The sequence below is a fragment of the Methylomarinum sp. Ch1-1 genome (genome assembly GCF_030717995.2).
Classification (GTDB): Bacteria; Pseudomonadota; Gammaproteobacteria; order Methylococcales; family Methylomonadaceae; genus Methylomarinum; species Methylomarinum roseum.
The window spans coordinates 773343-798071 of record NZ_CP157743.1; the positions used below are offsets into that span (position 1 = coordinate 773343).

A 24729-nucleotide genomic window follows, 5' to 3' on the forward strand; every position below is an offset into this window, starting at 1 on the left:
GAATTTATAAAGAGTATTAAGAGGACGACACAATGAGTTTGGGTAAAATCGTTCAGATTATTGGCGCGGTTGTTGACGTGGAGTTTCCGCGTGAACAGCTGCCGAAAGTCTATGACGCGTTAAATGTAGAAGACAAAGGCCTGGTATTAGAGGTTCAGCAGCAATTAGGCGACGGCGTTGTAAGAACCATTGCGATGGGCACGACCGACGGCCTGAGCCGCGGAGTCGCAGTCAGCAACACCGGCGAGGCGATCAAGGTTCCGGTAGGTCAGGAAACACTGGGACGGATCATGAACGTGCTCGGTGATGCGATCGATGAAAAAGGCCCGATCGGCGAAAAGGAGAAATGGGTCATCCACCGCGATGCGCCTTCCTATGACGAACAAGCGCCGGCCAACGAATTGCTGGAAACCGGCATCAAGGTCATCGACTTGGTTTGTCCATTCGCCAAAGGTGGTAAAGTCGGCCTGTTCGGCGGCGCCGGCGTGGGTAAAACGGTCAACATGATGGAGCTGATCCGTAACATCGCGATCGAACACAGCGGTTATTCGGTATTCGCCGGTGTCGGTGAGCGGACTCGTGAAGGTAACGACTTCTATCACGAAATGACCGATTCCAACGTGATCGACAAAGTATCGCTGGTTTACGGTCAAATGAATGAGCCGCCCGGCAACAGACTGCGCGTTGCATTGACCGGTCTGACCATGGCCGAGTTTTTCCGGGAAGAAGGTCGTGACGTTCTATTCTTCGTCGACAACATCTATCGTTATACGCTGGCGGGCACCGAGGTATCGGCATTGTTGGGTCGTATGCCTTCTGCGGTAGGTTATCAGCCGACCTTGGCGGAAGAGATGGGGGTATTGCAGGAGCGTATTACCTCGACTAAAACCGGTTCGATCACCTCGATCCAGGCCGTTTACGTCCCTGCCGATGACTTGACTGACCCGTCTCCGGCGACAACCTTCGCTCACTTGGACGCGACCGTGGTACTGTCTCGTCAAATCGCCGAGCTGGGTATTTATCCTGCGATCGATCCTCTGGATTCCACTAGCCGCCAGTTAGACCCACTGGTGATCGGTCAGGAGCATTACGATGTCGCACGCCGCGTGCAAGGTATCCTGCAGCGCTATAAGGAACTGCGCGATATCATCGCGATCTTGGGCATGGACGAGTTGTCGGAAGAAGACAAGTTGACCGTATCCAGAGCACGTAAGATTCAGAGATTCCTGTCACAACCGTTCTTCGTTGCCGAAGTCTTCACCGGTTCACCCGGTAAGTATGTGTCATTGAAAGATACCATTGCCGGTTTCAAAGGCATCATTGAGGGTGAATATGATGATCTTCCCGAGCAGGCTTTCTATATGGTCGGCACCATAGACGAAGCGATCGAAAAAGCGAAAGGAATGAAGTAATTCACACATAGGTGACTAGACATGACAATGACAGTACATGTAGATATCGTCAGTGCAGAAGCGGAGATCTTTTCCGGATTGGCGGAATTGGTTTTTGCTCCGGCTGAACTTGGCGAAGTCGGTATTGCACCGCGTCATGCTCCATTAATCTCTAAACTTAACCCCGGCGAAGTCAGGGTCAAGATAAATGACAAGGAAAGTCAGTCGTTCTTTGTTTCCGGCGGGCTTTTGGAAGTTCAGCCGCATGTGGTGACAGTACTGGCGGACACTGCAATCAGAGCGAAAGATATTGATGAGGCAGCCGCTTTGGAGGCAAAAGCAAGAGCGGAAGAAGCGTTGAGCGACAAGTCCGGTAAGATTGATTATGCTAAGGCTCAGGCGCAACTGGCCGAGGCCATTATGCAATTAAGGACGCTGGACAGGCTCAGAAAACGAGGCTCATGACAAGCCAGTTTAAATGAGCGAAAAAGCCCGGTAACGCCAGACGCTGCCGGGCTTTTTTGTTATCAAATAACGGTAAAATTAGGTAGGTTGGCTCAGGCGTTAGCCGCTAATGCCCTTTAGGGTATAAGCCAACATTTGAGACTCAGGGGACTCTTGAGCCACGCTAGCATAGACACGACCCACCTATATACCGACCACCATCCATTGTACAATACCAGCCGTAGACAGACACCGAATCAGGACTAACATGACTGTAAAAACACTTATCCTGGCCGCAGGCCAAGGTACGCGCATGCGTTCCTCTTTACCTAAGGTTCTACATGAAATCGCCGATCGCCCCCTGCTAAAACACGTTTACGATACCAGTCGCGGCATCCCCGACAATTCGGTCTATATCATATATGGACACGGCGGAGAGCGGGTTAAAACGGCGTTGAGCGAGCTGGACGCCACCTGGGTCGAACAAAAGCAGCAACTGGGCACCGGCCATGCGGTGCAACAGGCCAGCCAGTTTATCGAAGACGACGATACCGTGTTGATACTGTACGGCGATGTGCCGCTGTTGAAGCAAGCCACGATCGAAGACATGCTGAATAACGTGGACGAACGGACCTTGTCGTTGTTGACCGTGACATTGGACGATCCCAGCGGTTACGGACGCATCATCAGAGACCAGCATCACGCCGTCGTTCGCATCGTCGAGCAAAAAGACGCCAGCGAATCGGAATTGCAGATCAATGAAGGCAACACCGGCATTCTGGCCGTTAAAGGCGGCAAATTGAAACAGTGGTTGTCGCGCCTGGAAAACAACAATGCCCAGAATGAATATTATCTGACCGACATCATCGAAATGGCGGTGGCGGACGGTTTGACTGTGCGAACCACTCAGCCCGAAAGCCAGGACGAAGTACTGGGGGTCAATAACCGGGCTCAACTGGCCTATCTGGAACGGGCATACCAAGCGGAACAGAGTTTACGCTTGATGGAACTGGGCGTCACCTTGCGCGACCCGGCCAGAGTCGATATACGGGGGCAATTCAGTCGATTGGGCCAGGATGTCGTCGTCGATGTCAATGTGGTGTTCGAGGGCGACAACGAAATCGGCGCCAACGTCTCGATCGGCCCGAATTGCGTCATCAGGAATTCGGTGATCGGCGATAACGTGGAAATTCTCGCCAACAGCCTGATCGAGGAGGCGGTAGTCGGCGAGAGCAGCCGCATCGGTCCTTACGCCCGATTACGGCCGCAAGCGCAATTGGCCGATCACGTTCATGTCGGCAATTTCGTTGAAATCAAGAAATCGACTGTCGCCAGCGGTAGCAAAATCAACCATCTCAGCTATATTGGAGATAGTGAGGTAGGCAGCAAGGTCAATATCGGCGCCGGCACCATCACCTGCAACTATGACGGCGTCAATAAGTTCAAAACCATCATCGGCGACGGCGCTTTCATCGGCTCGGACAGCCAGTTAATCGCGCCTGTCACGATCGGCGCTTACGCCACGATCGGCGCCGGTTCGACGATCAGCAAGGATGCCCCGGACCAGCAATTAACCTTGAGCCGGTCCAAACAAATCAGTGTAAACGGTTGGCAAAGACCTGTGAAACAGGAGAAATAATATGTGCGGGATAGTAGGTGGAATTGCGCAACGCGATGTCGTACCCATTTTAATGGAGGGCTTGCGTAGACTCGAATACAGAGGCTATGACTCCGCCGGCTTGGCGGTTGTCAACGATCAGAAAATTTTCAGAAAAAGAGCGCTGGGCAAGGTCAGCGCCTTGCAGGCATTGATCGATCAGGATCCAATCGGTGGCGCCTTGGGCATCGCTCATACCCGCTGGGCCACGCACGGCAAACCCAGCACCGACAATGCTCATCCGCATGTTTCCAACGATAGCGTTGCAGTCGTGCATAACGGCATCATCGAAAACCATGATCAACTCAGAACTTCGTTGAAAGAAAACGGCTATCGGTTTACCTCGGAAACCGATACCGAAGTGATCGTGCACAAGATTCACGATCAGCTGGAAAAAAATCCAAACCTGTTGACGGCGGTCCAGAAAGCTGTATCAAGTCTGGACGGCGCCTATGCATTAGGGGTGGTCAACAAGGACCAGCCCGACACCCTAGTGGCTTGTCGTAAAGGCAGTCCGCTGGTCATCGGCGTCGGCATCGGCGAATACTTCATCGCCTCCGATATCGCCGCCCTGCTGCCGGTCACTCAGCGCTTCATCTTCCTGGAAGAAGGCGACATCGCCGAGCTGAAAACCGACAGCCTGGTCATTTACGACAGCAACCAAAACGTGGTCGATCGCCCGATCAAGGAAAGCCAGTTAAGAGCCGATGCCGTCGAAAAAGGCCAATATCGCCATTACATGCTGAAGGAAATTTACGAACAGCCCTGGGCTATCACCCAGACGCTGGAAGGGCGTTTCGTCGATAACCGTTTACAGGACAACGCCTTCGGACATAACGCCGCCGAGGTGTTCGATAACATCAAGGCCGTGCAGATTCTGGCCTGTGGCACCAGCTATCACGCCGGCATGGTGGCAAAATATTGGTTAGAGAAATACGCCAGAGTGCCTTGCAATATCGACGTCGCCAGCGAATTTCGCTATCGCCGGCCGGTCATCGCCGAAGGCACGCTGGTCGTGACCATTTCCCAGTCCGGCGAGACCGCCGACACCCTAGCCGCCCTGTTGGAAGCCAAAAAAATGGGCGTCAAATACGCCTTGACCATCTGCAATGCGCCGGAAAGCTCGTTGGTCAGGGAATCCGACTTGGTGTTGATGACCCGCGCCGGTCCGGAGATCGGCGTCGCCTCGACCAAGGCGTTTACGACCCAGTTGGTTTCGTTGTTGATGTTGGTGATTGCCGTCGGGCGCCGCTTCGAACTGTCCGAAGAAATCGAAAGGCAGATTTCCTCGGAACTGTTCACGCTGCCGGGCAACCTGGAAAAAGTATTGAAACTCGACGAGCAAATCCAACGTTTGTCCGAACAATTCGCCGAGAAACACAATGCCCTCTTCCTCGGCCGCGGCACGCAATATCCGATCGCGATGGAAGGCGCGCTGAAACTGAAGGAAATCTCCTATATCCATGCCGAAGCCTATCCAGCCGGCGAATTGAAACACGGTCCGCTGGCCTTGATCGACGCGGAAATGCCGGTCATCACCGTCGCGCCGAACAATACCTTGCTGGAAAAACTGAAATCCAACATGCAGGAAGTCAGCGCCCGCGGCGGCCAGTTGATCGTGTTCATGGACGAATCGCTGGAAGCCGACGAAGCCGAAAATCTGCAGATCATCAAAGTGCCCAAGGTCGCCAACGTGATCTCGCCGATAGTCTATACCGTGCCATTGCAGCTATTGTCCTACCATGTCGCGGTGCTGAAAGGGACCGATGTCGATCAGCCTAGGAATTTGGCTAAGTCGGTGACGGTGGAGTAGCTTGTGGAGAATGGACAGGGACGTTTATTATTTGCACCATTGCAAGACCCCCAAACTTTTTTATCCTCCTCACTGGGGGATCAATAATTCTATACCTGAAAATTGGCATAAACTTATGCTATGCCAAACTATCGACGCAATCGTGTTCCTGGCGGAACTTACTTCTTCACGGTCAATTTGCTCGAACGTAAAACCCGATTGCTGGTTGATCATATCGACAAGTTACGACAAGCGGTGCGCGTTGTCCGGAAAAGTGTTGACACATCACATTGAAGCGCGTTACGCGGGCGAAACGATTTGGCTTTCGCAAAAACTGATGGCTGAACTATTTGGCGTCGATGTGCGCACCACCAGTGAACATCTGAAAAACATATTTCAATCGGGGGAGCTTGATGAAAATTCAGTTATCCGGAAATTCCGGATAACTGCGTCCGACGGTAAAAACTATAACACGCAATACTCCAACCTGGACGCGATTATCTCCGTTGGCTATCGGGTTAACTCGTTACGCGCGACTCAGTTCCGTCAGTGGGCAACACGAGTTATACGCGAATTTTCCATTAAAGGCTATGCCGTAGACAAAGAACGTATTGAAAACGGCGCTTTTACCAAAAAATTACCGATATTTACGCTACCAGCATAGATTACAACAAGGATGAGCGCACCACCAAACGGTTTTTGCATTGGTGCAAAACAAACTTCACTTTGCCATTCATGGCTATATCACAGTAATGTAGGTCGGTTAAGGCGGAGCCGTAATCCGACAATTTCTGTAACGTGCGCCGGGTAGCGCTATCGCTTTTATGCTGTTTAGGGTAACACCGGCCTATACTTATATGTGAGGAAAAGTAGTGCAAGTCGAGCAATTTGTTTCCGGTACTTGGTTACAACAATATCAATACAAAAGTTTTTCTCCGGCTCCTGTGAACCAAAGCTGGGAATGGTTGGATCCTGGCCTCAATACACTATTGGAGCAGGCATCTCGTGCGTTAGCCGAATTGAATGCACTGTCGTTAATGGTGCCGGATGTGGATTTGTTCATTCGCATGCATATCACCAAGGAGGCGAATACTTCCAGCCGAATCGAAGGCACGCAAACGCAAATGGACGAAGCGATCATGCGTAAAGAGCAAATTGCGCCAGAAAAACGTGACGATTGGCAGGAAGTACAAAATTACGTTCAGGCGATCAATGTTGCGATAGAAGAACTTAAAACACTGCCGCTGTCCAACCGTTTGTTGAAGCAAACTCATGCCATTTTAATGGATGGCGTCCGCGGTGAGCACAAGACGCCGGGTGAATTTCGCATCTCGCAAAATTGGATCGGGGGCTCTAACCTGAATAACGCGATTTTTGTGCCACCGCACCCGAATCAAGTACCGGAATTGATGAGTGACCTGGAAAAATTCTGGCACAATGAACAGGTACAAGTCCCTGATTTGATAAGGATTGCGATTAGTCATTACCAATTCGAGACTATCCATCCTTTTTTAGATGGCAATGGTCGGATTGGGCGATTGTTGATTACCTTATATTTGGTCTCCAGGGGGTTGTTACACAAACCGGCGCTGTATTTGTCCGATTTTTTTGAACGTAACCGTATAGCTTATTACGATGCGCTAACCGTCGTACGAAGCTCAAATAATTTGCTGCATTGGTTGAAGTTCTTTTTAACTGCAGTGGTGGAAACCGCGACGAAAAGCAAAGAGACCTTTATGGCCATCATGGCGTTGAGACATGATGTGGAGAATCAAATTTTGGCCTTGGGTAAGCGTGCGGAAAACGGTAAAAAACTTTTGATGCATTTGTATCAAAGCCCGATGATTAGTGTCGGTGATGCCGCTGAGATTTTGGCCATTTCACATCAAGCAGCTAATTCCTTGGTGAAACAATTGGAGGGTATGGGGATGCTAGTTGAAACAACGGGTTATGGTCGCAATAGGCTCTATATGTTTGTTCGTTACTTTGAACTCTTTATGAAATAAGGAAAGGTAGCTTTACATATAGATAATTATATGTAATGAAAATGGGATAAAAGTTACATATGTATTTTTTTATGTAATATAATCTAGTAAAGTTTACATATAAGATTTTTAATGTAAGATGACGAGCTAGGAAAATATAATAAATGAATTGCTAGGTAAGGTTTTAGTAAACTGGCTCGTGATTTGTATAGTGGCTGGACAATGAACTGAGCCGTTTTAAAGATGTAATACCATGGAAGAAACAGATCAACAAACAATTCAACGATTGTGCCAAGTTATGGCCCGAAAGCGCACAAGTACTGTGCAAACTCGACCTACTCGTCGTCAGAGTATGAGCTTGACAACCAACATGTTCAGGTGACCATTACCGGGCCGAGTGGTTGATATAGCCTACGCTCGAAAATTGGCAGATTTTCCGGATTTAACGCTTGAAGATATTCTGTTATAGGGGTAACTATTCAGTATCTTTCAGGGTTTAGGGAGTAGACCATTGATTTCTCGGGACGCGTGAATACATCCATGGCAGCTAACAGCATCCTGCTTCACGCTGCACTTGCACTTCCCTGTGCGGCGTAAGCTCTGGCTGCAACGTCCTGTTGAAGACAGCCCGATAAATAAAATACGCTGAATAATTACTTATAGGGTAGAGTACAAAAGCGTAAACCTCTAACAAGCGAACAGGTAAAGTATCTTAAAAGTCAATCTCTTATCGAAGGACGTAATCCAAATTATCATATTTCAGCCAGAGTTGCCGAACATAGTGACGAGCGGGCCCAATATATCCGCAACCGTGCATTTGATGACCAGCACTATAAGCAGCTTATAGTCGAATATTTGGAGATGTTTGGAATCGCCAAACGCGGGGATAATAATCGGCTGCTTTTAGACAAGTTACCAGATGTTTTGGATGCCAGCCAAAAAGACAATAAAATAAAGAATCTACTACAGGCCTTGAAACAAGAAGGCTTGATTGCGCCGGAAGGGAAATCCTGGCGAATGTCTAAACGGCAATAGTTTAGATATTTCTAGATATTTTAGACATTTCCTATAACGCTTAGCTTAGATATTTAGGACTTAATGCGTAATCTGCAAAACTATAGTTGGATTTATTAAACAACACCATCAGAGTCAGGTCTTGCAATCAAGCAACTCAGTCACGTAGGTCGGGTTAGGGGTAGCGGTAACCCGGCAATTTCCGTCTACGTTGTGTCGGATTATATCTGCAGGTCACATGCGTTGTGCTAAAGCGACCTACTCACTTTCCTCGATACAAAATCGATTATTCTCTCCAGCTCATTCGGTGCGTTACGACCAGCTAAATTGGCCTGAATTATTTGCGCTCTGAAGAACCGCAAAACAACACAAATTTAGAACCCAAAATCGGCCGGCTCATTTATAATGTGCGGTTTTTTCCTAAGCCTTTAAAACCTTGCTTTTTATACGTGAAATCCTGGCCATGAAACTATTGCTCGCATACCTTTCCACTTGCTTGTTTAGAAAGAATCCCGCAGAGCTGTCGCCACCAGCCTCCTTCATGTGGAAAAATGTGGCTTTTATCTAATATCCGGCTTCATCGTTGAAGGCCTGATCGCCGATCCGATCGAAGGACCCTTGGAAGTCATGGGGCGCATCACCATGGCGTTTAGTTCGATAGCGGCGCTAATATTGTATGAAAGAAAATGGCCCTACTACAGCCGCTTGTACACCTCCATTTTCGTCTGCGAAAACTTCATTATGACGTTGGCAGTCTGCGTCGAAGTGTTGTATTTTTGGATGGTGAGGAGTCATCAACCTTATTACGAGGAAGTCTCCACGGGCCTGGGGATATTCTTGGTCATTTGGTATGTCACCATCGTTGCCTATATCTTTCGCCGCTTTTTCAATCATCCGTTTAATGTCAGCCTGATCTTCGCTTCCAGCTACTTCGTCTTGACTTACGGCATTCCGATGTTGATGATGGATATGTGAGGACCTAAGTTAAGGGTATGGCCGGAAATATTCCCCTACAACTTGTAGGAGCGCCGCCCCCGGCGCGATGAGGGGGATAGGACCGTAGGACAGATAAACAGAGCGCCATCCGCCCTACGACGCTGAAGCTATATTTGCGCCCAGGGATAGGGGGGGGTTAGTTCGGGAATATTTGGGGCGCCCGGATAACAAGAAAAAACGAGCAAGATGCGTTGGTGTCATGGCTAGCCAGAGCGGCAGAAAAAGTCATTGGGATGTAGGCAAAAAACGATTGGCAATATTTGAGAATTAGCCCTACATAATTTAATTTCAACTTACAAAATACGATGCTAATATAAAAATTGTGCTACGCTCGTGTGTTATTCCTATAACCAGACTATTAGCCAGAGGCACAGCCATGATCCGCTGCCATCTCGCCCGCATGATGGGCGAGCACAAGATGCGTATTGCCGACGTTGCCAGAGAAACTGGCTTAAGCCGCGCCACGGTGACGCTGCTTTATAAAGAGACGGCGCAGAAAGTGGATCTGGAAGCGCTCGACAAATTGTGTGAGTTGTTCGACTGCGGCATTGGTGATCTGTTAGAGCGCGCGACGCCGACAGGCAACAAACATCAAGCGCACGATGGCAGTCAGTAGACAGGGACGTGAAACATGGTCAATCAAAATCCAGAACAAAAAGCCCGTGACCAAATAGACGCTTTGCTCGCGCAAGCGGGATGGGTCGTGCAGGACAAAAAGAAAATCGATTTCTCTGCTGCCACGGGAATTTCTGTCCGCGAGTATCAGACCGATGTCGGCCCAGCTGATTATGTGCTGTTTGTTGATAAACAAGCCGTGGGCGTAATTGAAGCCAAACCTGAAGCCTGGGGCGAGAAGATCACCACGGTTGAAGATCAGTCGCAAGGGTATGCGAACGCCACCTTGAAATGGGTAAACAACAGCCAGCCTTTGCGCTTCGTGTATGAAAGTACCGGCGTCATTACCCGCTTTACTGATGGTTTAGATCCACACCCACGCTCCCGCGAAGTGTTTAACTTCCACCGCCCGGAAACCCTTGCCAAATGGCTGAAAGAGCCCAAAAGCCTGCGAGGTCGTTTGCAGGATTTCCCGCCATTGATCAAAGAAGGTCTGCGTGATTGCCAGATTACCGCCATCACCAACCTGGAAGAGTCCTTCAAGCAAGACAAGCCCCGCGCCCTGGTACAGATGGCCACTGGCTCAGGTAAAACCTTTACTGCGATTACAGCCAGTTATCGTCTGTTACGCGAGCCCGTGAGTGCCAATCGCATTCTCTTTCTGGTGGATACCAAGAATCTTGGGGAGCAGGCAGAACAAGAGTTCATGAGCTTCGTGCCAAACGACGATAACCGAAAGTTTACTGAGCTTTACACGGTACAGCGGCTGAAGAATCAATACATCGCCAAAGATGCCCAGGTCTGTATCAGCACCATCCAGCGCATGTATTCCATTTTAAAAGATGAACCGTTAGACGAATCACTCGAAGAGCAGAACCCGGCTGAGCAATTCACTAAGCCTAAAGAGCCACTGCCGGTCGTATACAACGAAAAGATCCCACCCGAGTTTTTCGATGTCATCATCATAGATGAATGCCACCGCTCAATTTACAATCTGTGGCGGCAGGTGTTGGAGTATTTTGATGCCTACCTGGTCGGCCTGACTGCCACACCGGACAACCGCACCTACGGCTTCTTCCGCAAAAACGTGGTCAGCGAATACAACCACGAAAAAGCCGTGGCCGATGGTGTTAACGTCGGTAACGAGATCTTTGTGATCGAAACCGAAAAGACCAAGCAAGGCGGCAAAATCGAAGCCAAACAACAGGTAGAGCGCCGCGAGCGCACCACCCGCCGCAAGCGCTGGGAGCAACAGGATCAGGACGAAGCCTACACCGCGAAACAGCTTGATCGCGACATTGTTAACCCCGACCAGATTCGCACCGTTACCCGAACATTCAGGGATGCGCTACCGGCCATATTCCCTGGGCGTAAAGAAGTGCCCAAAACCCTGATCTTTGCCAAAACCGACAGCCACGCCGATGACATCATTCAAACCGTGCGCGAAGAGTTTGGCGAAAGTAACCAGTTTTGCAAAAAAGTCACCTACCGCGTAGCCAATGACAAGACCGATGCCGACGGCAACGTGATTGAAAAAGGGGAAGATCCAAAATCCGTGCTCGCCCAGTTCCGCAACGATTACTACCCGCGTATCGCCGTTACCGTCGATATGATTGCCACAGGTACCGACGTCAAGGCGCTGGAATGCCTGCTGTTTATGCGCGATGTCAAAAGCAAAAACTACTTTGAACAAATGAAGGGGCGCGGCACCCGCACACTGGATAAAGACAGTCTGCAAAAGGTGACACCATCCGCGCAAAGCGCCAAAACCCATTATGTGATTGTCGATGCCATCGGCGTGACCAAATCCGTCAAAACCGCCAGCCAACCGCTGATCACCAAACCTAGCGTGCCGCTGAAAGACCTGGCCATGGGCGTGATGATGGGAGCGAGTGACAGCGACACTGTTTCATCGCTGGCAGGCCGCTTGGCTCGGCTGGACAAGCAACTGGATGACAAGGAACGCGCCCGCATTGCGGAAAAGGCCGGTGGCACGCCACTACTGATGATCGTGGGTGAACTCTTCAACGCCATTGATGGCGACCGCGTAGAGCAAAAAGCATTGGAAATCGCAGGCCAGCCCGTCGGTACCGACCCCGGTGACGATGCCCGCAACAAAGCTCAGCAACAACTGGTCAGTCAGGTGGCAAACGTGTTTAACGGCGAATTGATCGAGCTGATTGATTCAATCCGCCGCGACAAAGAACAAACCATCGTTCACGACGACCTGGATACAGTACTCAAAGCCGAGTGGGATGGTGAAACCACCGAAAACGCCAAGATGCTCACCCAGGAGTTTGCCGACTACTTGCAAGAACAGGCTGATGAAATTGATGCGCTCGCCATCTATTTCCATACACCAGCACGCCGTGCTGAGGTGACCTACCCACAAATCAAAGCCCTGTTGGAAAAGCTCAAGCAAGACCGCCCCAAACTCGCGCCGTTACGCATCTGGCAGGCTTACGCCCATTTGGATAACTATACCGGTGAAAACCCATTGACCGAACTTACCGCCTTAGTCGCACTGGTTCGCCGGGTGTGTGGCATCGATAGTCAAATCACGCCCTTTAGCAGCACCGTAAGAAAGAACTTTCAGGATTGGATCATGAAGTACCACTCAGGTAATTCAGAAAAATTTAATGAACAACAAATGCAATGGCTGCAAGCCATTCGCGACCATATCGCCAGTTCCTTTCACTTTGAACGCGATGATCTGGATATGACTCCCTTCGACGCCAAAGGCGGCTTAATGGGCATGTACCAGCAGTTTGGTGACAAGATGGATTGGGTGATTGATGAGCTGAATCGGGAGTTGGTGGCGTGATGAGTAATTTATACGGGGTGCTGCCACCTTCTTGGGAAAGCGTTAAGCTCGGGCAATTTGTCGAAAATGAAAAAGGGAAAAAACCCAAAAAGCAGACAGCAGAAAAAACGGCTGAGTCTAGCCTTCCTTATGTTGATATAGAGGCTTTCGATGAAGGTAATATTAAGTCTTGGACTGATGGTGAGGGCTGTCGAATTTGTTATGAGTCAGACTTCCTAATGGTTTGGGATGGCTCGCGTTCGGGGTTGGTCGGAAAAGGTATGCACGGTGCATTAGGAAGCACACTTGTGCGCATCAATTTCCCGGGGATGAACAATCAATATGCGTATTATTTTCTCCTATCTAAATATCAAGAAATCAATACGCGAGCCAAGGGAAGCGGGACTCCTCATGTTGATCCAGATCTACTCTGGAATTATCAATTTCCTATTGCTCCTTTCAACGAACAAAAACGCATTGTAGCCAAAATCGAAGAGCTGTTCTCCGAATTGGACAACGGCATTGCCGCGCTGAAGACCGCCCGCGAACAACTCAAAGTCTACCGCCAGGCCGTGCTCAAACATGCCTTTGAAGGCAAACTAACAGCAAAGTGGCGGGAAGATAATGGCTACAAGCTGGAATCCCCCGAACAACTCCTCGCCCGTATTCAACAAGAACGCGAAGCTCGTTACCAGCAACAGCTGGAAGAGTGGAAAGCCGCTGTAGAAGCGTGGGAAGCGAATGGCAAAGAGGGGAAAAAGCCGGGAAAGCCAAAAGAATTTGAAAAACAAGGTGAGATAGGCGCTGGCTCCGAAATAGATTTCGATATTCCCGAAACATGGGAATCTATGCTTATGGGGCACGTTTTTTCGGTTCACGTTGGTGCAACCCCAAGTCGGAAAAAGAATGAATTCTGGAATGGCGATATATTTTGGGTAAGTAGTGGAGAAGTCGCTTTCTGCGAAATCCATAAAACAACCGAGACTATAACCACGAAAGGATACGGGAACACCTCAACGGAAATACACCAGGAAGGCACGGTTTTGTTAGCAATGATTGGCGAGGGTAAAACCAGAGGTCAAGCCGCTATTCTTCGAGTTCCAGCAGCTCACAATCAAAACACTGCGGCGATTAGAGTATCTGAGGTTGGTTTGCCGCCAGAGTATATCTATTATTTTCTCCAGTATCAGTATGAGCAGACCAGACGAGTAGGTTCCGGTAACAATCAAAAGGCACTGAATAAAAGCCGGGTAGCAAGTATTCAGTTCCCACTTTGTTCCGTCGAAGAACAAATGGCGGTAGTACAAGCACTATCCGAGAAACTATCTTTTGTCGAAAACTTAGATAATGAATTGAATATTCAGTTAGTGAAAGCCGAAACCCTACGCCAGTCTATCTTGAAAAAAGCCTTCTCTGGCCAGTTGGTTCCCCAAGACGCCAACGATGAACCTGCCAGTGAGCTGCTGGCACGTATACAAGCCGAGAGAGAAACGTCTAAGGCAAACAGCACTACAAAGACAAGGAGGGCAAAATGAGTATTGTCTGTATACGCGGCGACACCGCTTTAGACGAGCAAGATTTACGTGCGCATTTGGCGGCCATGCTGCGTCTGGAAAACACAGCTGTGCTGCTTGGTGCGGGGGCGTCCGTTGCCGCTGGCGGCATGACCATTGTACAGCTGTGGAAGGATTTTATCCGCGACCACGCTGATACTGCGGTGCGATTTGCAAATGACGGGTTTATCGCACAGGAAGATGTCGTTTTAGCCAACTTTGAAGGAGGCAACCCCAGAGCGCTGCCTAATATCGAAATTCTTCTGGATCAGTTGGAAATGGCGCAGATTGACTGGCACCGCCGCAAACCCGCCAGTAGGAATTTAAAAACCCTCAAAAGCGACATAGCCATACTACTTAAATACGTGGTTAAAGCAGCCATACTGGATGAAGATGCATGGGCAAAACCACCGGCATTTGATCGTTTACCTTATCACGTTAAATTGTTGCAACGCTTGGTTGGCGCTCGACAGCCTGGACAGGCAAGCCCATGGGTGTTTACTACAAACTACGATCTGGCTGTGGAGTGGGCAGCCGAATCCGTAGGGATACACACACATACCGGGTTTGTCGGCATTCATAATCGCACATTCTCGCCACAATCTTTCGACTTGGGATACCGAAACATCAATGCCAAAGGTGAAGCCAGGTTTGGCTGTAACGATGTTTACTTGGCAAAACTACATGGCTCGCTAACCTGGCAATGTACTGATGGCGAATATCGTGAACTGGCTGCACCTGAAGCTTGGCCGAAACTCAAAAAAATCGCTGATGGTGTGGAAGCAATAGACGAGTCACTGATGGTTTTCCCCAGGGCAGCTAAATATTTACAGACCGTTGGTTTTCTGTCTGGAGAGCTGTTCCGCCGCTTCTCCGACTTTCTAGCCAGGCCACAAAGCTGCATCATTTTGGCAGGCTATTCGTTTGGCGATGACCATATCAACCGCCTTCTACGCTCCGCACTGCTTAATCCAACACTGCAAGTCATTGCGTTTTTGCCAGAATTTATAGGCACTGACCCAACGCAGCTTGAGGCACTTAAGCCTGAAGTGAAGCGCCTAATCGCTCTGAAATCGCCCCGCCTGACTTTTGTGGGCGGTGGCGCGAATGCATATTTCAATCACATGGTCGACTTCCTGCCAGACCCTATGCTCTACGATTTGAAGGAGCAGGAATTTCGAGACAGAATAAAAGCGATATCTGGTGACGAAGATGCTGAGTAGAACCGCTATTGGCTATGTTGTTCAGATTGATGGCGGCCAGGTCACGCTCAATCTACTGGATCACCACCGTGGACAAATGGCGAGTCACTATCAAGGCGTCACTCCGGTAGGTGAAGTTGGCGGGCTGTTGGTTCTCGATGGGGGGTATCGGCTTTTTGTACTGAAAATTTCCGGCCTAAATTTTTCAGAACCCAAAGAAATTCATCGCCCTTCCGCAAGCAGCCAGAGTCAGAATGGCCAGCCTTTACGTCATTTGCATGGCACAGTAATTGGTTGGGTAGAGGCGGGAAGATTTGTATCCGACAATTTGGCATCACCGCCTTTGGGAGCAGAAGCCTTTCCACTAACAGGCGAAGAGTCGCAAATTGTACTTGGGGGGCCGGAGCCTGACGGGCCCATTACACTTGGTAACGAGTATAAAACAGGGAATAGTGTTAGGACTGGTCTAAACCGACTCTTGGCGCAGCATATTGCTGTTCTAGGAAGTTCAGGCCAAGGTAAAAGCTGCTTTACTGCCGCCGTTTTACAGCAACTAGCAGATATGCCGAACTCCCGCATTGTTATATTCGATATCAATGGGGAGTACGATCGCGCATTCAGAAAATCTGAGAGTGCGATAGCTGCGGGCGACATGGAGTGCAGACTGCCAGAAGGTGCCTATCAGCATACCGTTATAGGTGAAGATGCTGATGGTGCAGAAGGGTATCGTATTCCCTATTACGCGCTCGGCAGACAGGGCCTCAATCGACTTCTTTTGCCAAGTGAAAAAACACAGCGGCCAGCATTGTCATTTGCCATCGACAACTTGAAATATATTCATTGGCACCCGGCTCAGCGAGGTGCATCGATTGATGGTGTTAATCCTGTTCTTTTTGATGATTGTCGCCAAAATGGTGCTGCGGAAGCTGACCGTGCAATCAATGCCCTCAGAGAACGTCAGGGCCAGCTCGCTCAAAATTGGCCTCACATGTCTGCTCTATCGGCTTTAGTTGCAGAGAGTCATAGCTTAGCGCCTAACAATAGAGGCGCTATTGAGCGAAATGGCTTTCAATATGGCAACGTCTCACCTCTTATCACCCGAATCCATCGTCTAGTAGATGATGAGATGCTTCGAGCGGTCGTTGATGTAAGCGGTGGTGCTCCAGTCAATGGTGGCAACCTTGATATGCGGGCGGAAGGAGAACACCTGGTCGATAAGATCTTTGGCTGTGCGGAGACTCAGTGGCGCGTGCACGTTGTGAATCTTCGCCAAGTACCGCAAGACTTAATGCCCCTCGTGCTGGGTTCGATGCTAGAGCTATATTCTCAAGTCCTGTTCCGCCGCGGACAAGGCAATAACCCAGCCACCTTGCTAGTACTTGAAGAGGCGCATCACTATCTGCGGCCCGTGCCTGATGGGGATTCAGGCACCTCATCGCTCGCATATGAAAGACTGGCTAAAGAAGGTCGTAAGTTTGGACTTGCACTATGGCTTAGTACACAGAGGCCGTCCGAAGTATCGCCAACAGTCCTTTCTCAGTGCAACACATGGGTTTCCTTTCGCCTTACATCCGAGCAAGACTTGCGTGTGATTTCATCTGCTTGCGAGTGGGCAGATAAACGTGAGGTATCTCGTATTGCAGGTCTACCCAGGCAACATGCCCTTGTAATGGGGGGGACTGTGGCCTTGCCAACCTGTATACGGTCCAAAAGTGCAGACCCAACACCTAAATCCGAGGATGGAAGATTTGATGGGTGGGCAACAAATGAGTAGCAAGCTCCGAGTCAATGTCGACAACGTATCCCACTGCACAAACGAAAGCGAACACATGGTGAACAAAAAAAGCTGGAATCCCCAGGGCAGCCGCAATACCAGGCGTCAAGCGGGGCCGAAAGCCCAAGGTGGCCTCCTGATGTTTTTGATCGTGATCCTCCACCCGAAAAGGTACAATAACCTCATATTGAGGAGGGCCCGATTATGGCCAGTGCAGACCAATTAAAGGCGCTGCTCCAGTCTCATCTGGAGGGCGACGAAAGCCGTTTTTACTCCGTTGCCATGCAGGTGGCGGCCCATGAAGCCAAGCGTGGCCATGGCAAGCTGGCTGAAGAGTTGCGTGCGCTGGTTGATCAGGCCAAATCCCGCCGGGCGGCTTTACCAGGGAGTATGCCAGATAGCAAGGCGGTGCCAATCAGCAAGCCAAGGGGTGAACTGGCTAACTTGCTTAGTGTGAGTTACCCCAAATCCCGCCTGGGAGATATGGTGCTTAATAACGAGCTTGCCCTACAGTTGGAGCGGATTATTCGCGAGCAGCGCCATGCCACGGAAATCCTGTCCCACGGGTTATCGCCACGGCGCAAGCTGCTGTTAGTCGGCCCACCCGGTACGGGCAAAACCATGACTGCATCGGTACTGGCCGGTGAACTGGGTCTGCCGTTGTTCCAGGTGCGTCTCGATGGGCTGATCACCAAGTTTATGGGCGAGACTGCAGCCAAGCTGCGGCAGATTTTTGAGTCGACCCACCATGCTCGCGGAGTGTATTTCTTTGATGAGTTTGATGCTATCGGCTCCCAACGGGGGTTGGCTAACGATGTGGGAGAAGTGCGTCGTATACTTAACAGCTTCCTGCAAATGATCGAGCAGGATGACTCCCACAGTTTGATCATCGGCGCCACCAACCACCCGGATATTCTGGATAACGCCCTGTTCCGCCGCTTTGATGATCTGCTGCATTACGAGTTGCCAGATGAAGCACATATTGCCAGTGTATTGAAGTCACGCTTGTCGCGTATGGCCGTTAAGAATACCTCTTGGAAGCGTTTGGCCACTAAGGCGCTTGGCTTGAGCTACGCGGAGCTCACTCGTGCTGCGGATGAGGTGTTGAAAACGGCGTTAATTGAACGAGCAGAAAAAATATCAGAAAAAGATATTTCGCAAGCACTGGAGGAACGCCGCAGGCTTTCCAACCGATTGAATAAGAACAGTTAACGATAAGGACATCATATGGCAGAAAGGGAGCCGAATAACCACCCGCATTTTATTTTTCAAAACAGCGCTCAAGCAGAAAGCTTTACATCCCCAGCAACAGGTGGCGGCGGTAAACAGATACCTAGCAGAGACAGGGAGACACATGGCGGTGCCCTACTGGGTAAGCTTCAGCAACTGACGCCCGTGCTGGCCGAAGCGGCGGATCAACAGCGGCAGGCTGGTGTTGAAGAAGGGATCGGTCTGCAAATTGAGTTTGAAAGCTTCCCGGATGTTGAACTGGCTTTTGAATCCCTTGCCCGTGAACGCTCAGGTATCGAACTGCGAAATGTCCGCCAAGAAGGTAATAAGACGTTTGCTACGGTTTTTGTGCCAGACGGTAAGCTCGGTGTTTTCGAAAAACTCATCACCGATTACTTAGATGACAGCAAGGACAAAAAGAGTGGTCCTGCTCATAGCAAATTGCTGAATGCCATTTCGGAAATTCGTGCGGCCACTTTACAAGCCCTGTGGACTGACTCGCCCGATTCCATGCCGGTCGCAGACGACGAACACTTATGGTGGGAGGTCTGGTTGCCGACTCGAGGGGATCGCCAAGGGATTGTGAATCAATTCCGGGAAACGGCGACTGGCCTGAACTTTCGTATTGTACCAGGTTAGCTCTACTTTCCGGAACGCTCAGTGCTGCTGGTTTATGGGTCAGTCGGCCAGATGAAGCGCTCGATGATGACGTTAAACAGTATCGCCGAATTGCGTCGTGCTAAAGAAACGGCAGAGTTCTTTGATGCTTTACCCACGGAAGAGCAGCCTGAATGGATTGATGAGCTAAATGACCGCTTAACCTTTCCCGATGACGGTGCAGACGCGCCCTATGTGTGCCTGCTTGATACAGGGGTGAACAATGGACACCCGTTATTGCAACAGGCTATTGCCAATGCCGATAAGCATAGCGTTGAACCTGCATGGGCTGTTGATGATGGCGAAGGGCATGGTACAGAGATGGCGGGCCTTGCCCTGCTTGGTAATCTCACTGAAGCGCTAACTATTCTGGCTCCGGTAACGATTTCACATCGTTTGGAGTCCGTTAAATTACTGCCAGAAGATGGAGCCAATGGTGGTGATGCCATTCTGCATGGCTACCTGACCTCCGAGGCCGTCGATCGACCAACCGTTACTGCGCCGCACCGCAAACGGGTTTTCAGTATGGCGATTACCGCCAGAGACAATCGTGACCGGGGGCGTCCTTCAGCCTGGTCTGCAACCATCGACCGGCTTGCCTTTGATGCAGATGCACAAGGTGAGGCGCCAAAATTATTTGTGATATCTGCCGGTAACATTAAAGACCCTAACGCTTGGATGGAATACCCACACAGCAATGCCTCCGATGGTATTCATGACCCGGCGCAGGCATGGAATGCCTTGACTGTGGGTGCCATGACCAACCTGGCAAGAATCACCGAAGCGGATGCAGAGCACTACGCTCCGATTGCAGAAAACGGTGGTTTAAGCCCGTTCAGTACTACATCACAAACGTGGCAATCCCTCTGGCCATTAAAACCGGATGTGGTATTCGAAGGTGGTAATGTGGCACAAGACGGTTTAGGTGCCGCCTGGATGCCAAGCTTAAGTCTGCTGACGACCAATGCAAATCCAGCAGAACGCCTGCTGACCACGAGCAATGCCACCAGTGCCGCTTCAGCCCTTTGTGCACGAATGGCGGCCCAGTTAATGGCCAGATACCCGAACCTGTGGCCAGAAAGTATACGCGGATTGATAGTGCATTCAGCGCAGTGGACCGATGCCATGAAGCGTATGTTTCTGCCCGCAAGAGGGGGGCCAACCAAGGCACAAACAGCTGAAATGGTAAGGCATTGCGGGTTTGGTGAGCCAAGCCTCGATAGAGCCATGTGGAGCGCGGACAACTCGTTAACCATGATTTGTGAGGAATTTTTAAATCCGTTCAAACGCGAAAAAGGCAAAGAACCACAGCTAAGGGATATGAATCTGCACCGCTTGCCATGGCCATTGCAGGAGCTTGAAGCGCTTGGTGAAACGCAGGTAGAAATGCGGGTAACCCTGTCTTATTTCATCGAACCCAACCCTTCTGCCCGTGGCGTTACTTCGCGCTATCGGTATGAGTCCCATGGCCTTCGTTTTGATGTAAAACGCCCGCTGGAAAGCGAAGCTGACTTCCGTGCCCGTATCAATGCTGCAGCTAGAGACGATGAAGAGCGTGTAAGTAGAAGCGACAATGATCCCAACTGGATGATTGGCAAAAAGAACCGGCATAAAGGCTCGCTGCACTCAGATATTTGGAAAGGCAGTGCAGCAGAGCTAGCAAGCCGCGGTGCCATTGCGGTTTACCCCTCGCTTGGTTGGTGGAAAACCAGGCCAGCGCTTGAACGGTACGATCAGCGCATCAGGTACTCGCTGGTCGTATCTATTAATGCACCAGATATTGACGTGGATTTATACACACCGATTGCGAACCAGATTGGCGTGCCGATTGTTATCGAATAATTGATTTAAGTGGCTCTGATACCACTAATAAGAGAGCAAGAAATATGAATACATCAACCATTATCTCCAGAGTCTGGAGCTTCTGCACCACCCTACGCGACGACGGTGTGGGCTATGGCGACTATCTTGAACAGCTAACCTATCTGATCTTCCTGAAGATGGCCGATGAATACTCCAAACCACCATACTCTCGTGATGTGGGTATTCCTGCAAAGTACAACTGGCAGGCGCTGACTAGTAAGAAAGGTGCGGAGCTTGAGGTGCTTTATGTGGAGTTGCTGCGCGAGCTGGGTAAGCAGAAAGGCATGTTGGGCCAGATTTTCACCAAAGCGCAAAACAAGATTCAAGACCCCGCCAAGTTGTACCGCCTGATCGATATGATCGATAGCACCCAGTGGATCATGATGGGTGCAGATGTTAAGGGTGACATCTATGAAGGTTTACTGGAGAAGAACGCGGAAGATACCAAGTCTGGAGCGGGCCAGTATTTCACGCCGAGGGCATTAATTCGCGCCATGGTCGAGTGCGTTCGGCCAGAACCCGGAAAAACCATCGCCGACCCATCATGCGGTACGGGTGGATTTTTCCTGGCGGCCTATGACTTTCTGACAAACAACGAAAACTATTCGCTCGATAAAGAACAAAAGCAGTTTCTCAAACACAGCACTTTCTATGGTAACGAAATCGTCGCCAATACCCGCCGCCTGTGTTTGATGAATATGTTTTTACACAACATCGGCGAAATTGATGGCGATAGCCTAGTTTCCCCTAATGATGCGCTGATCGCGGCCAGCCCCGTTAGCGTAGACTATGTGCTCGCCAATCCACCGTTTGGCAAGAAAAGCTCTATGAGCTTTACCAACGAAGAAGGTGAACAGGAGACTGACGAGCTCACTTATAACCGACAAGACTTTTGGGCCACTACCTCCAACAAGCAGCTCAACTTCGTTCAGCATATTCGCAGCATGTTGAAAACCACCGGCAAAGCCGCCGTCGTTGTACCGGATAACGTGCTGTTTGAGGGCGGCGCGGGTGAAACGATCCGCAAGAAGCTGTTGGAAAACACAACCCTGCATACCATTCTGCGTTTACCCACTGGCATTTTTTACGCGCAAGGGGTTAAGGCGAATGTGTTGTTTTTCGATAACCAGCCAGCCAGTCCAAAGGCGTGGACGAAAGCCGTGTGGTTTTACGATTACCGAACTAATATCCATCACACCCTGAAGAAAAAGCCAATGCGCTTTGAAGATTTAGCGGACTTTATCGAGTGCTACAACCCGAAAAGCCCGTCCAAGCGCAAAGAAACCTGGCATCCCGAGAAGAACCTAGAAGGCCGCTGGCGGAAATACAGTATTGAGGAATTACTAGCGCGCGACAAAACCAGCCTGGACATCTTCTGGCTAAAAGACAAAAGCCTGACCGACCTGGAGAACTTGCCTGAACCAGACGATCTCGCAGAAGAGATTATTGAAAACCTGGAGGCTGGATTAAACAGCTTCCGGGAAGTGCTAAGCGGCTTGTCTACAAAAGAACCCACATAACTGTCCTTATCCGGCAATGGTTGGGCACCGCTAGTTCCCAACCCGCAAAGCCCCATAAGCCGTCTGAATAGCATTTTTCAGCACCTACTTGGGCAGCCCGGTTTCTTCTTGCAGAACTCAGTACGAAATCAAAAGGGTCGGCGAAATCAAAAGGGGGGTCGGTATCGATTGAAGTGTCATGGTAGCCACATAGGTCTGGTTAGGCGAAGCCGCATGTGCCCTGTGGCTATAAGCCGACACATCAACGAATTTCTTTCAAATAATTGATCAGGCCGTTAGTCGAGCTGTCGTAGCTATGCACCGGTTGGTCGTTCTGCAATTCCGGAAAAATGGCGCCGGAGAGTTTTTTGCCCAGTTCGACCCCCATCTGGTCGAATGAGTTGATGTTCCAGATAGCGCCTTGCACGAAGACTTTGTGCTCGTACAATGCGATTAACGAGCCCAGCGTTTTCGGCGACAAGACTTTGAATAAAAACGAGTTGGTCGGAATATTGCCGGGGAAGACCTTGGCGTTGATCAGCGCTTCGTCGTATTCGCTGCCGGCCTGTTCCAGTTCTTTGCGCACCTGGTCGGCGGTTTTGCCCTGCATCAGGGCCTGGGTTTGGCCCAAAAAGTTGGAGACCAGGATATTGCGGTGATCCGGCAGGAAATGGCAGCTGGTGCCGGGGATCAGAAAATCGCACGGAACTAGTTTGGTGCCTTGATGGATTAATTGATAGTAGGCGTGCTGGCCGTTCGTGCCGGCTTGTCCCCAGACGATAGGTCCGGTTTGATAATCGACCGGATTGCCGTCGATATCGATGTTTTTGCCGTTGCTTTCCATGTCCATTTGTTGCATGAAGGCCGGAAAGTACCGCAGATAATAGCCATAAGGCAGAATGGCATGGGTTTCCGCATTGAAAAAGTTGTTATACCAGATACCCAGCAGTGCCATGATGACGGGGATGTTTTGCTCGAAAGGCGCGTTTTTGAAGTATTCGTCCGCTTCGTGGGCGCCGTTCAACAGTTGCTCGAAATTATCCATGCCGATATTGAGCGGAATGGATAAACCGATTGCCGACCAAAGCGAATAACGACCGCCGACCCAGTCCCAGAACTCGAAAATATTGTCGGGATCGATGCCGAATTCGACGACCTTGTCGCGGTTGGTGGAGACGGCGACAAAATGTTTATCGACCGCGCCCGGCGCTTTGAGGCTATCCACTAACCATGCGCGCGCCGAAAACGCATTGGTCATGGTTTCCAGAGTCGTGAACGTTTTCGATGCGATCAAAAACAGCGTCGTTTCCGGGTTCAATTTGTTTAAGGTATTGATCAGCTCGGCCTGGGCGACGTTGGATACAAAGTGAGATTGGATAGTGCCCTTGGCGTAAGGCTGCAAGGCCCTGACCACCATTTTGGGGCCCAGGTCCGAACCGCCGATGCCGATGTTGACGACGTCGGTGATGACTTTACCGGTGTAACCTCGCCACTCTCCCGAATGCACCGCATCAGAAAAAACACGCATTTTGTTCAGGACACTATGGATATCGGCATGAATATCCCGGCCATCCAACATAAAGGGCTGTCGGCCTGGGTTTCTCAAGGCGGTATGTAAAACGGAGCGATTTTCGGTGCGGTTGATTTTTTCCCCGCTGAATAGGGCGGCGATTTTGTCCGCCAGGTCGCTTTCTTCAGCCAGTTTGAGTAACAAGGGCAGGGTTTTTTCGGTGATTCTGTTCTTGGAAAAATCGAACAGGATATCTTGGAATTTCAGGGAGAGTTTATCGAAACGCTTCGAGTCTTGCGCAAACATATCCCGCATGTGTAGTTCGGCAATTTCCCGATGATGTTCCCGGAGTTCTTGCCAAGTTGCTGAATCGGTGAGGGACGACAATGGAAGGCTCCGTATTTTCTCTGTAAGATGGAAAGCCTAATGAAAAAAAGTTTGAAAAACAAGCTTAAAAGGTAACTACTCACCCCCATTCGTGGATAAGCGGAGCACATCCACCGGGTCGGCATTTTTGGTGGATGCATCCTCTGAGCAGGCCGGAGTTTGTAACTCCGGCCTGAATCTTTCAATCCTATGCCAATAAAATCAAAACGTTCGGGGCGGGTTGAATAACCCGCCCCGCGCAGGGATGCGCCCTTCAGGATTATCCACCCTACATGCCCTTCCGCGTTCGATAAGTGGGGCGAGCAGTAACCTTAAAAGAATAATGGTATTGAGTTTGGACAAATAATCTAGATTTGA

17 protein-coding genes and 2 pseudogenes are annotated in these 24729 nt (G+C 50.1%); 18 read left to right on the forward strand and 1 reads right to left on the reverse strand.

Annotated features, from left to right (window positions below; all coding sequences use genetic code 11):
- Positions 1-32: 32 nt before the first annotated feature.
- The 18 genes and pseudogenes from atpD to Q9L42_RS04000 all read left to right on the forward strand — a co-directional run bounded on the left by atpD (position 33) and on the right by Q9L42_RS04000 (position 22496).
- Positions 33-1412 (forward strand): F0F1 ATP synthase subunit beta, encoded by a 1380-nt coding sequence (gene atpD, locus Q9L42_RS03920; protein ID WP_305909736.1) that lies wholly within the window; start codon positions 33-35, stop codon positions 1410-1412.
- A gap of 21 nt (positions 1413-1433) precedes the next feature.
- Positions 1434-1856: a F0F1 ATP synthase subunit epsilon gene (locus tag Q9L42_RS03925; protein ID WP_305909735.1), complete on the forward strand. Its 423-nt coding sequence runs from the start codon at positions 1434-1436 to the stop codon at positions 1854-1856.
- Positions 1857-2103: 247 nt separating this feature from the next.
- Positions 2104-3474, forward strand: coding sequence for a bifunctional UDP-N-acetylglucosamine diphosphorylase/glucosamine-1-phosphate N-acetyltransferase GlmU (gene glmU / locus Q9L42_RS03930; RefSeq protein WP_305909734.1), 1371 nt, complete (start codon positions 2104-2106; stop codon positions 3472-3474).
- Between the two features lies 1 nt (position 3475).
- The gene (glmS, locus tag Q9L42_RS03935; protein WP_305909733.1) at positions 3476-5305 is read left to right on the forward strand and encodes a glutamine--fructose-6-phosphate transaminase (isomerizing); all 1830 of its coding nucleotides are present in this window, start codon (positions 3476-3478) and stop codon (positions 5303-5305) included.
- 120 nt (positions 5306-5425) lie between these two features.
- Positions 5426-5554 (forward strand): annotated as a pseudogene (locus Q9L42_RS21430) (REP-associated tyrosine transposase); the annotation flags it as partial.
- A 67-nt stretch (positions 5555-5621) separates the two neighbouring features.
- A pseudogene (locus Q9L42_RS03940) lies at positions 5622-6037 on the forward strand (virulence RhuM family protein).
- 119 nt (positions 6038-6156) lie between these two features.
- The gene (locus tag Q9L42_RS03945) at positions 6157-7290 is read left to right on the forward strand and encodes a Fic family protein (protein WP_349431985.1); all 1134 of its coding nucleotides are present in this window, start codon (positions 6157-6159) and stop codon (positions 7288-7290) included.
- An 840-nt stretch (positions 7291-8130) separates the two neighbouring features.
- On the forward strand, positions 8131-8304 hold the full coding sequence (locus tag Q9L42_RS03950) for a hypothetical protein (protein ID WP_305909730.1): 174 nt from the start codon (positions 8131-8133) through the stop codon (positions 8302-8304).
- Positions 8305-8826: 522 nt separating this feature from the next.
- Entirely contained in the window at positions 8827-9258 is a 432-nt protein-coding gene (locus Q9L42_RS03955) for a hypothetical protein (protein ID WP_305909729.1), read from the forward strand.
- 397 nt (positions 9259-9655) lie between these two features.
- On the forward strand, positions 9656-9895 hold the full coding sequence (locus tag Q9L42_RS03960; RefSeq protein WP_305909728.1) for a helix-turn-helix domain-containing protein: 240 nt from the start codon (positions 9656-9658) through the stop codon (positions 9893-9895).
- Between the two features lie 15 nt (positions 9896-9910).
- A complete protein-coding gene (locus Q9L42_RS03965) occupies positions 9911-12718 on the forward strand; it encodes a DEAD/DEAH box helicase family protein (RefSeq protein ID WP_349431988.1) in 2808 nt (935 codons plus the stop codon).
- The gene (locus tag Q9L42_RS03970; protein WP_305909725.1) at positions 12718-14232 is read left to right on the forward strand and encodes a restriction endonuclease subunit S; all 1515 of its coding nucleotides are present in this window, start codon (positions 12718-12720) and stop codon (positions 14230-14232) included. Before Q9L42_RS03965 ends, Q9L42_RS03970 begins: the two co-directional genes overlap by 1 nt.
- Complete coding sequence (locus Q9L42_RS03975; protein WP_305909724.1) at positions 14229-15473, forward strand: SIR2 family anti-phage-associated protein; 1245 nt, start codon at positions 14229-14231, stop codon at positions 15471-15473. Before Q9L42_RS03970 ends, Q9L42_RS03975 begins: the two co-directional genes overlap by 4 nt.
- A complete protein-coding gene (gene herA / locus Q9L42_RS03980; protein ID WP_349431991.1) occupies positions 15463-17226 on the forward strand; it encodes an anti-phage-associated helicase HerA in 1764 nt (587 codons plus the stop codon). The genes Q9L42_RS03975 and herA overlap by 11 nt, the downstream gene beginning before the upstream one ends.
- 204 nt (positions 17227-17430) lie before the next feature.
- Positions 17431-18438, forward strand: a complete 1008-nt coding sequence (locus tag Q9L42_RS03985) for an AAA family ATPase (protein ID WP_305909721.1) — start codon at positions 17431-17433, stop codon at positions 18436-18438.
- Positions 18439-18453: 15 nt separating this feature from the next.
- Entirely contained in the window at positions 18454-19095 is a 642-nt protein-coding gene (locus Q9L42_RS03990; protein ID WP_305909720.1) for a hypothetical protein, read from the forward strand.
- Between the two features lie 21 nt (positions 19096-19116).
- A complete protein-coding gene (locus tag Q9L42_RS03995) occupies positions 19117-20955 on the forward strand; it encodes a S8 family peptidase (protein ID WP_349431994.1) in 1839 nt (612 codons plus the stop codon).
- Positions 20956-20999: 44 nt separating this feature from the next.
- Complete coding sequence (locus Q9L42_RS04000; protein WP_305909717.1) at positions 21000-22496, forward strand: HsdM family class I SAM-dependent methyltransferase; 1497 nt, start codon at positions 21000-21002, stop codon at positions 22494-22496.
- A 241-nt stretch (positions 22497-22737) separates the two neighbouring features.
- On the opposite strand, the gene pgi is transcribed toward Q9L42_RS04000, so the two are convergent.
- Positions 22738-24372, reverse strand: coding sequence for a glucose-6-phosphate isomerase (gene pgi / locus Q9L42_RS04005; protein WP_349431996.1), 1635 nt, complete (start codon positions 24370-24372; stop codon positions 22738-22740).
- Positions 24373-24729: the final 357 nt, after the last annotated feature.

Bases quoted from the DNA above. Each gene is read 5' to 3' on its own strand.
- atpD (WP_305909736.1), top strand. From the start codon at position 33: ATGAGTTTGGGTAAAATCGTTCAGATTATTGGCGCGGTTGTTGACGTG.
- Q9L42_RS03925 (WP_305909735.1), top strand. From the start codon at position 1,434: ATGACAATGACAGTACATGTAGATATCGTCAGTGCAGAAGCGGAGATC.
- glmU (WP_305909734.1), top strand. From the start codon at position 2,104: ATGACTGTAAAAACACTTATCCTGGCCGCAGGCCAAGGTACGCGCATG.
- glmS (WP_305909733.1), top strand. From the start codon at position 3,476: ATGTGCGGGATAGTAGGTGGAATTGCGCAACGCGATGTCGTACCCATT.
- Q9L42_RS03950 (WP_305909730.1), top strand. From the start codon at position 8,131: ATGTTTGGAATCGCCAAACGCGGGGATAATAATCGGCTGCTTTTAGAC.
- Q9L42_RS03960 (WP_305909728.1), top strand. From the start codon at position 9,656: ATGATCCGCTGCCATCTCGCCCGCATGATGGGCGAGCACAAGATGCGT.
- Q9L42_RS03965 (WP_349431988.1), top strand. From the start codon at position 9,911: ATGGTCAATCAAAATCCAGAACAAAAAGCCCGTGACCAAATAGACGCT.
- Q9L42_RS03970 (WP_305909725.1), top strand. From the start codon at position 12,718: ATGAGTAATTTATACGGGGTGCTGCCACCTTCTTGGGAAAGCGTTAAG.
- Q9L42_RS03975 (WP_305909724.1), top strand. From the start codon at position 14,229: ATGAGTATTGTCTGTATACGCGGCGACACCGCTTTAGACGAGCAAGAT.
- herA (WP_349431991.1), top strand. From the start codon at position 15,463: ATGCTGAGTAGAACCGCTATTGGCTATGTTGTTCAGATTGATGGCGGC.
- Q9L42_RS03985 (WP_305909721.1), top strand. From the start codon at position 17,431: ATGGCCAGTGCAGACCAATTAAAGGCGCTGCTCCAGTCTCATCTGGAG.
- Q9L42_RS03990 (WP_305909720.1), top strand. From the start codon at position 18,454: ATGGCAGAAAGGGAGCCGAATAACCACCCGCATTTTATTTTTCAAAAC.
- Q9L42_RS04000 (WP_305909717.1), top strand. From the start codon at position 21,000: ATGAATACATCAACCATTATCTCCAGAGTCTGGAGCTTCTGCACCACC.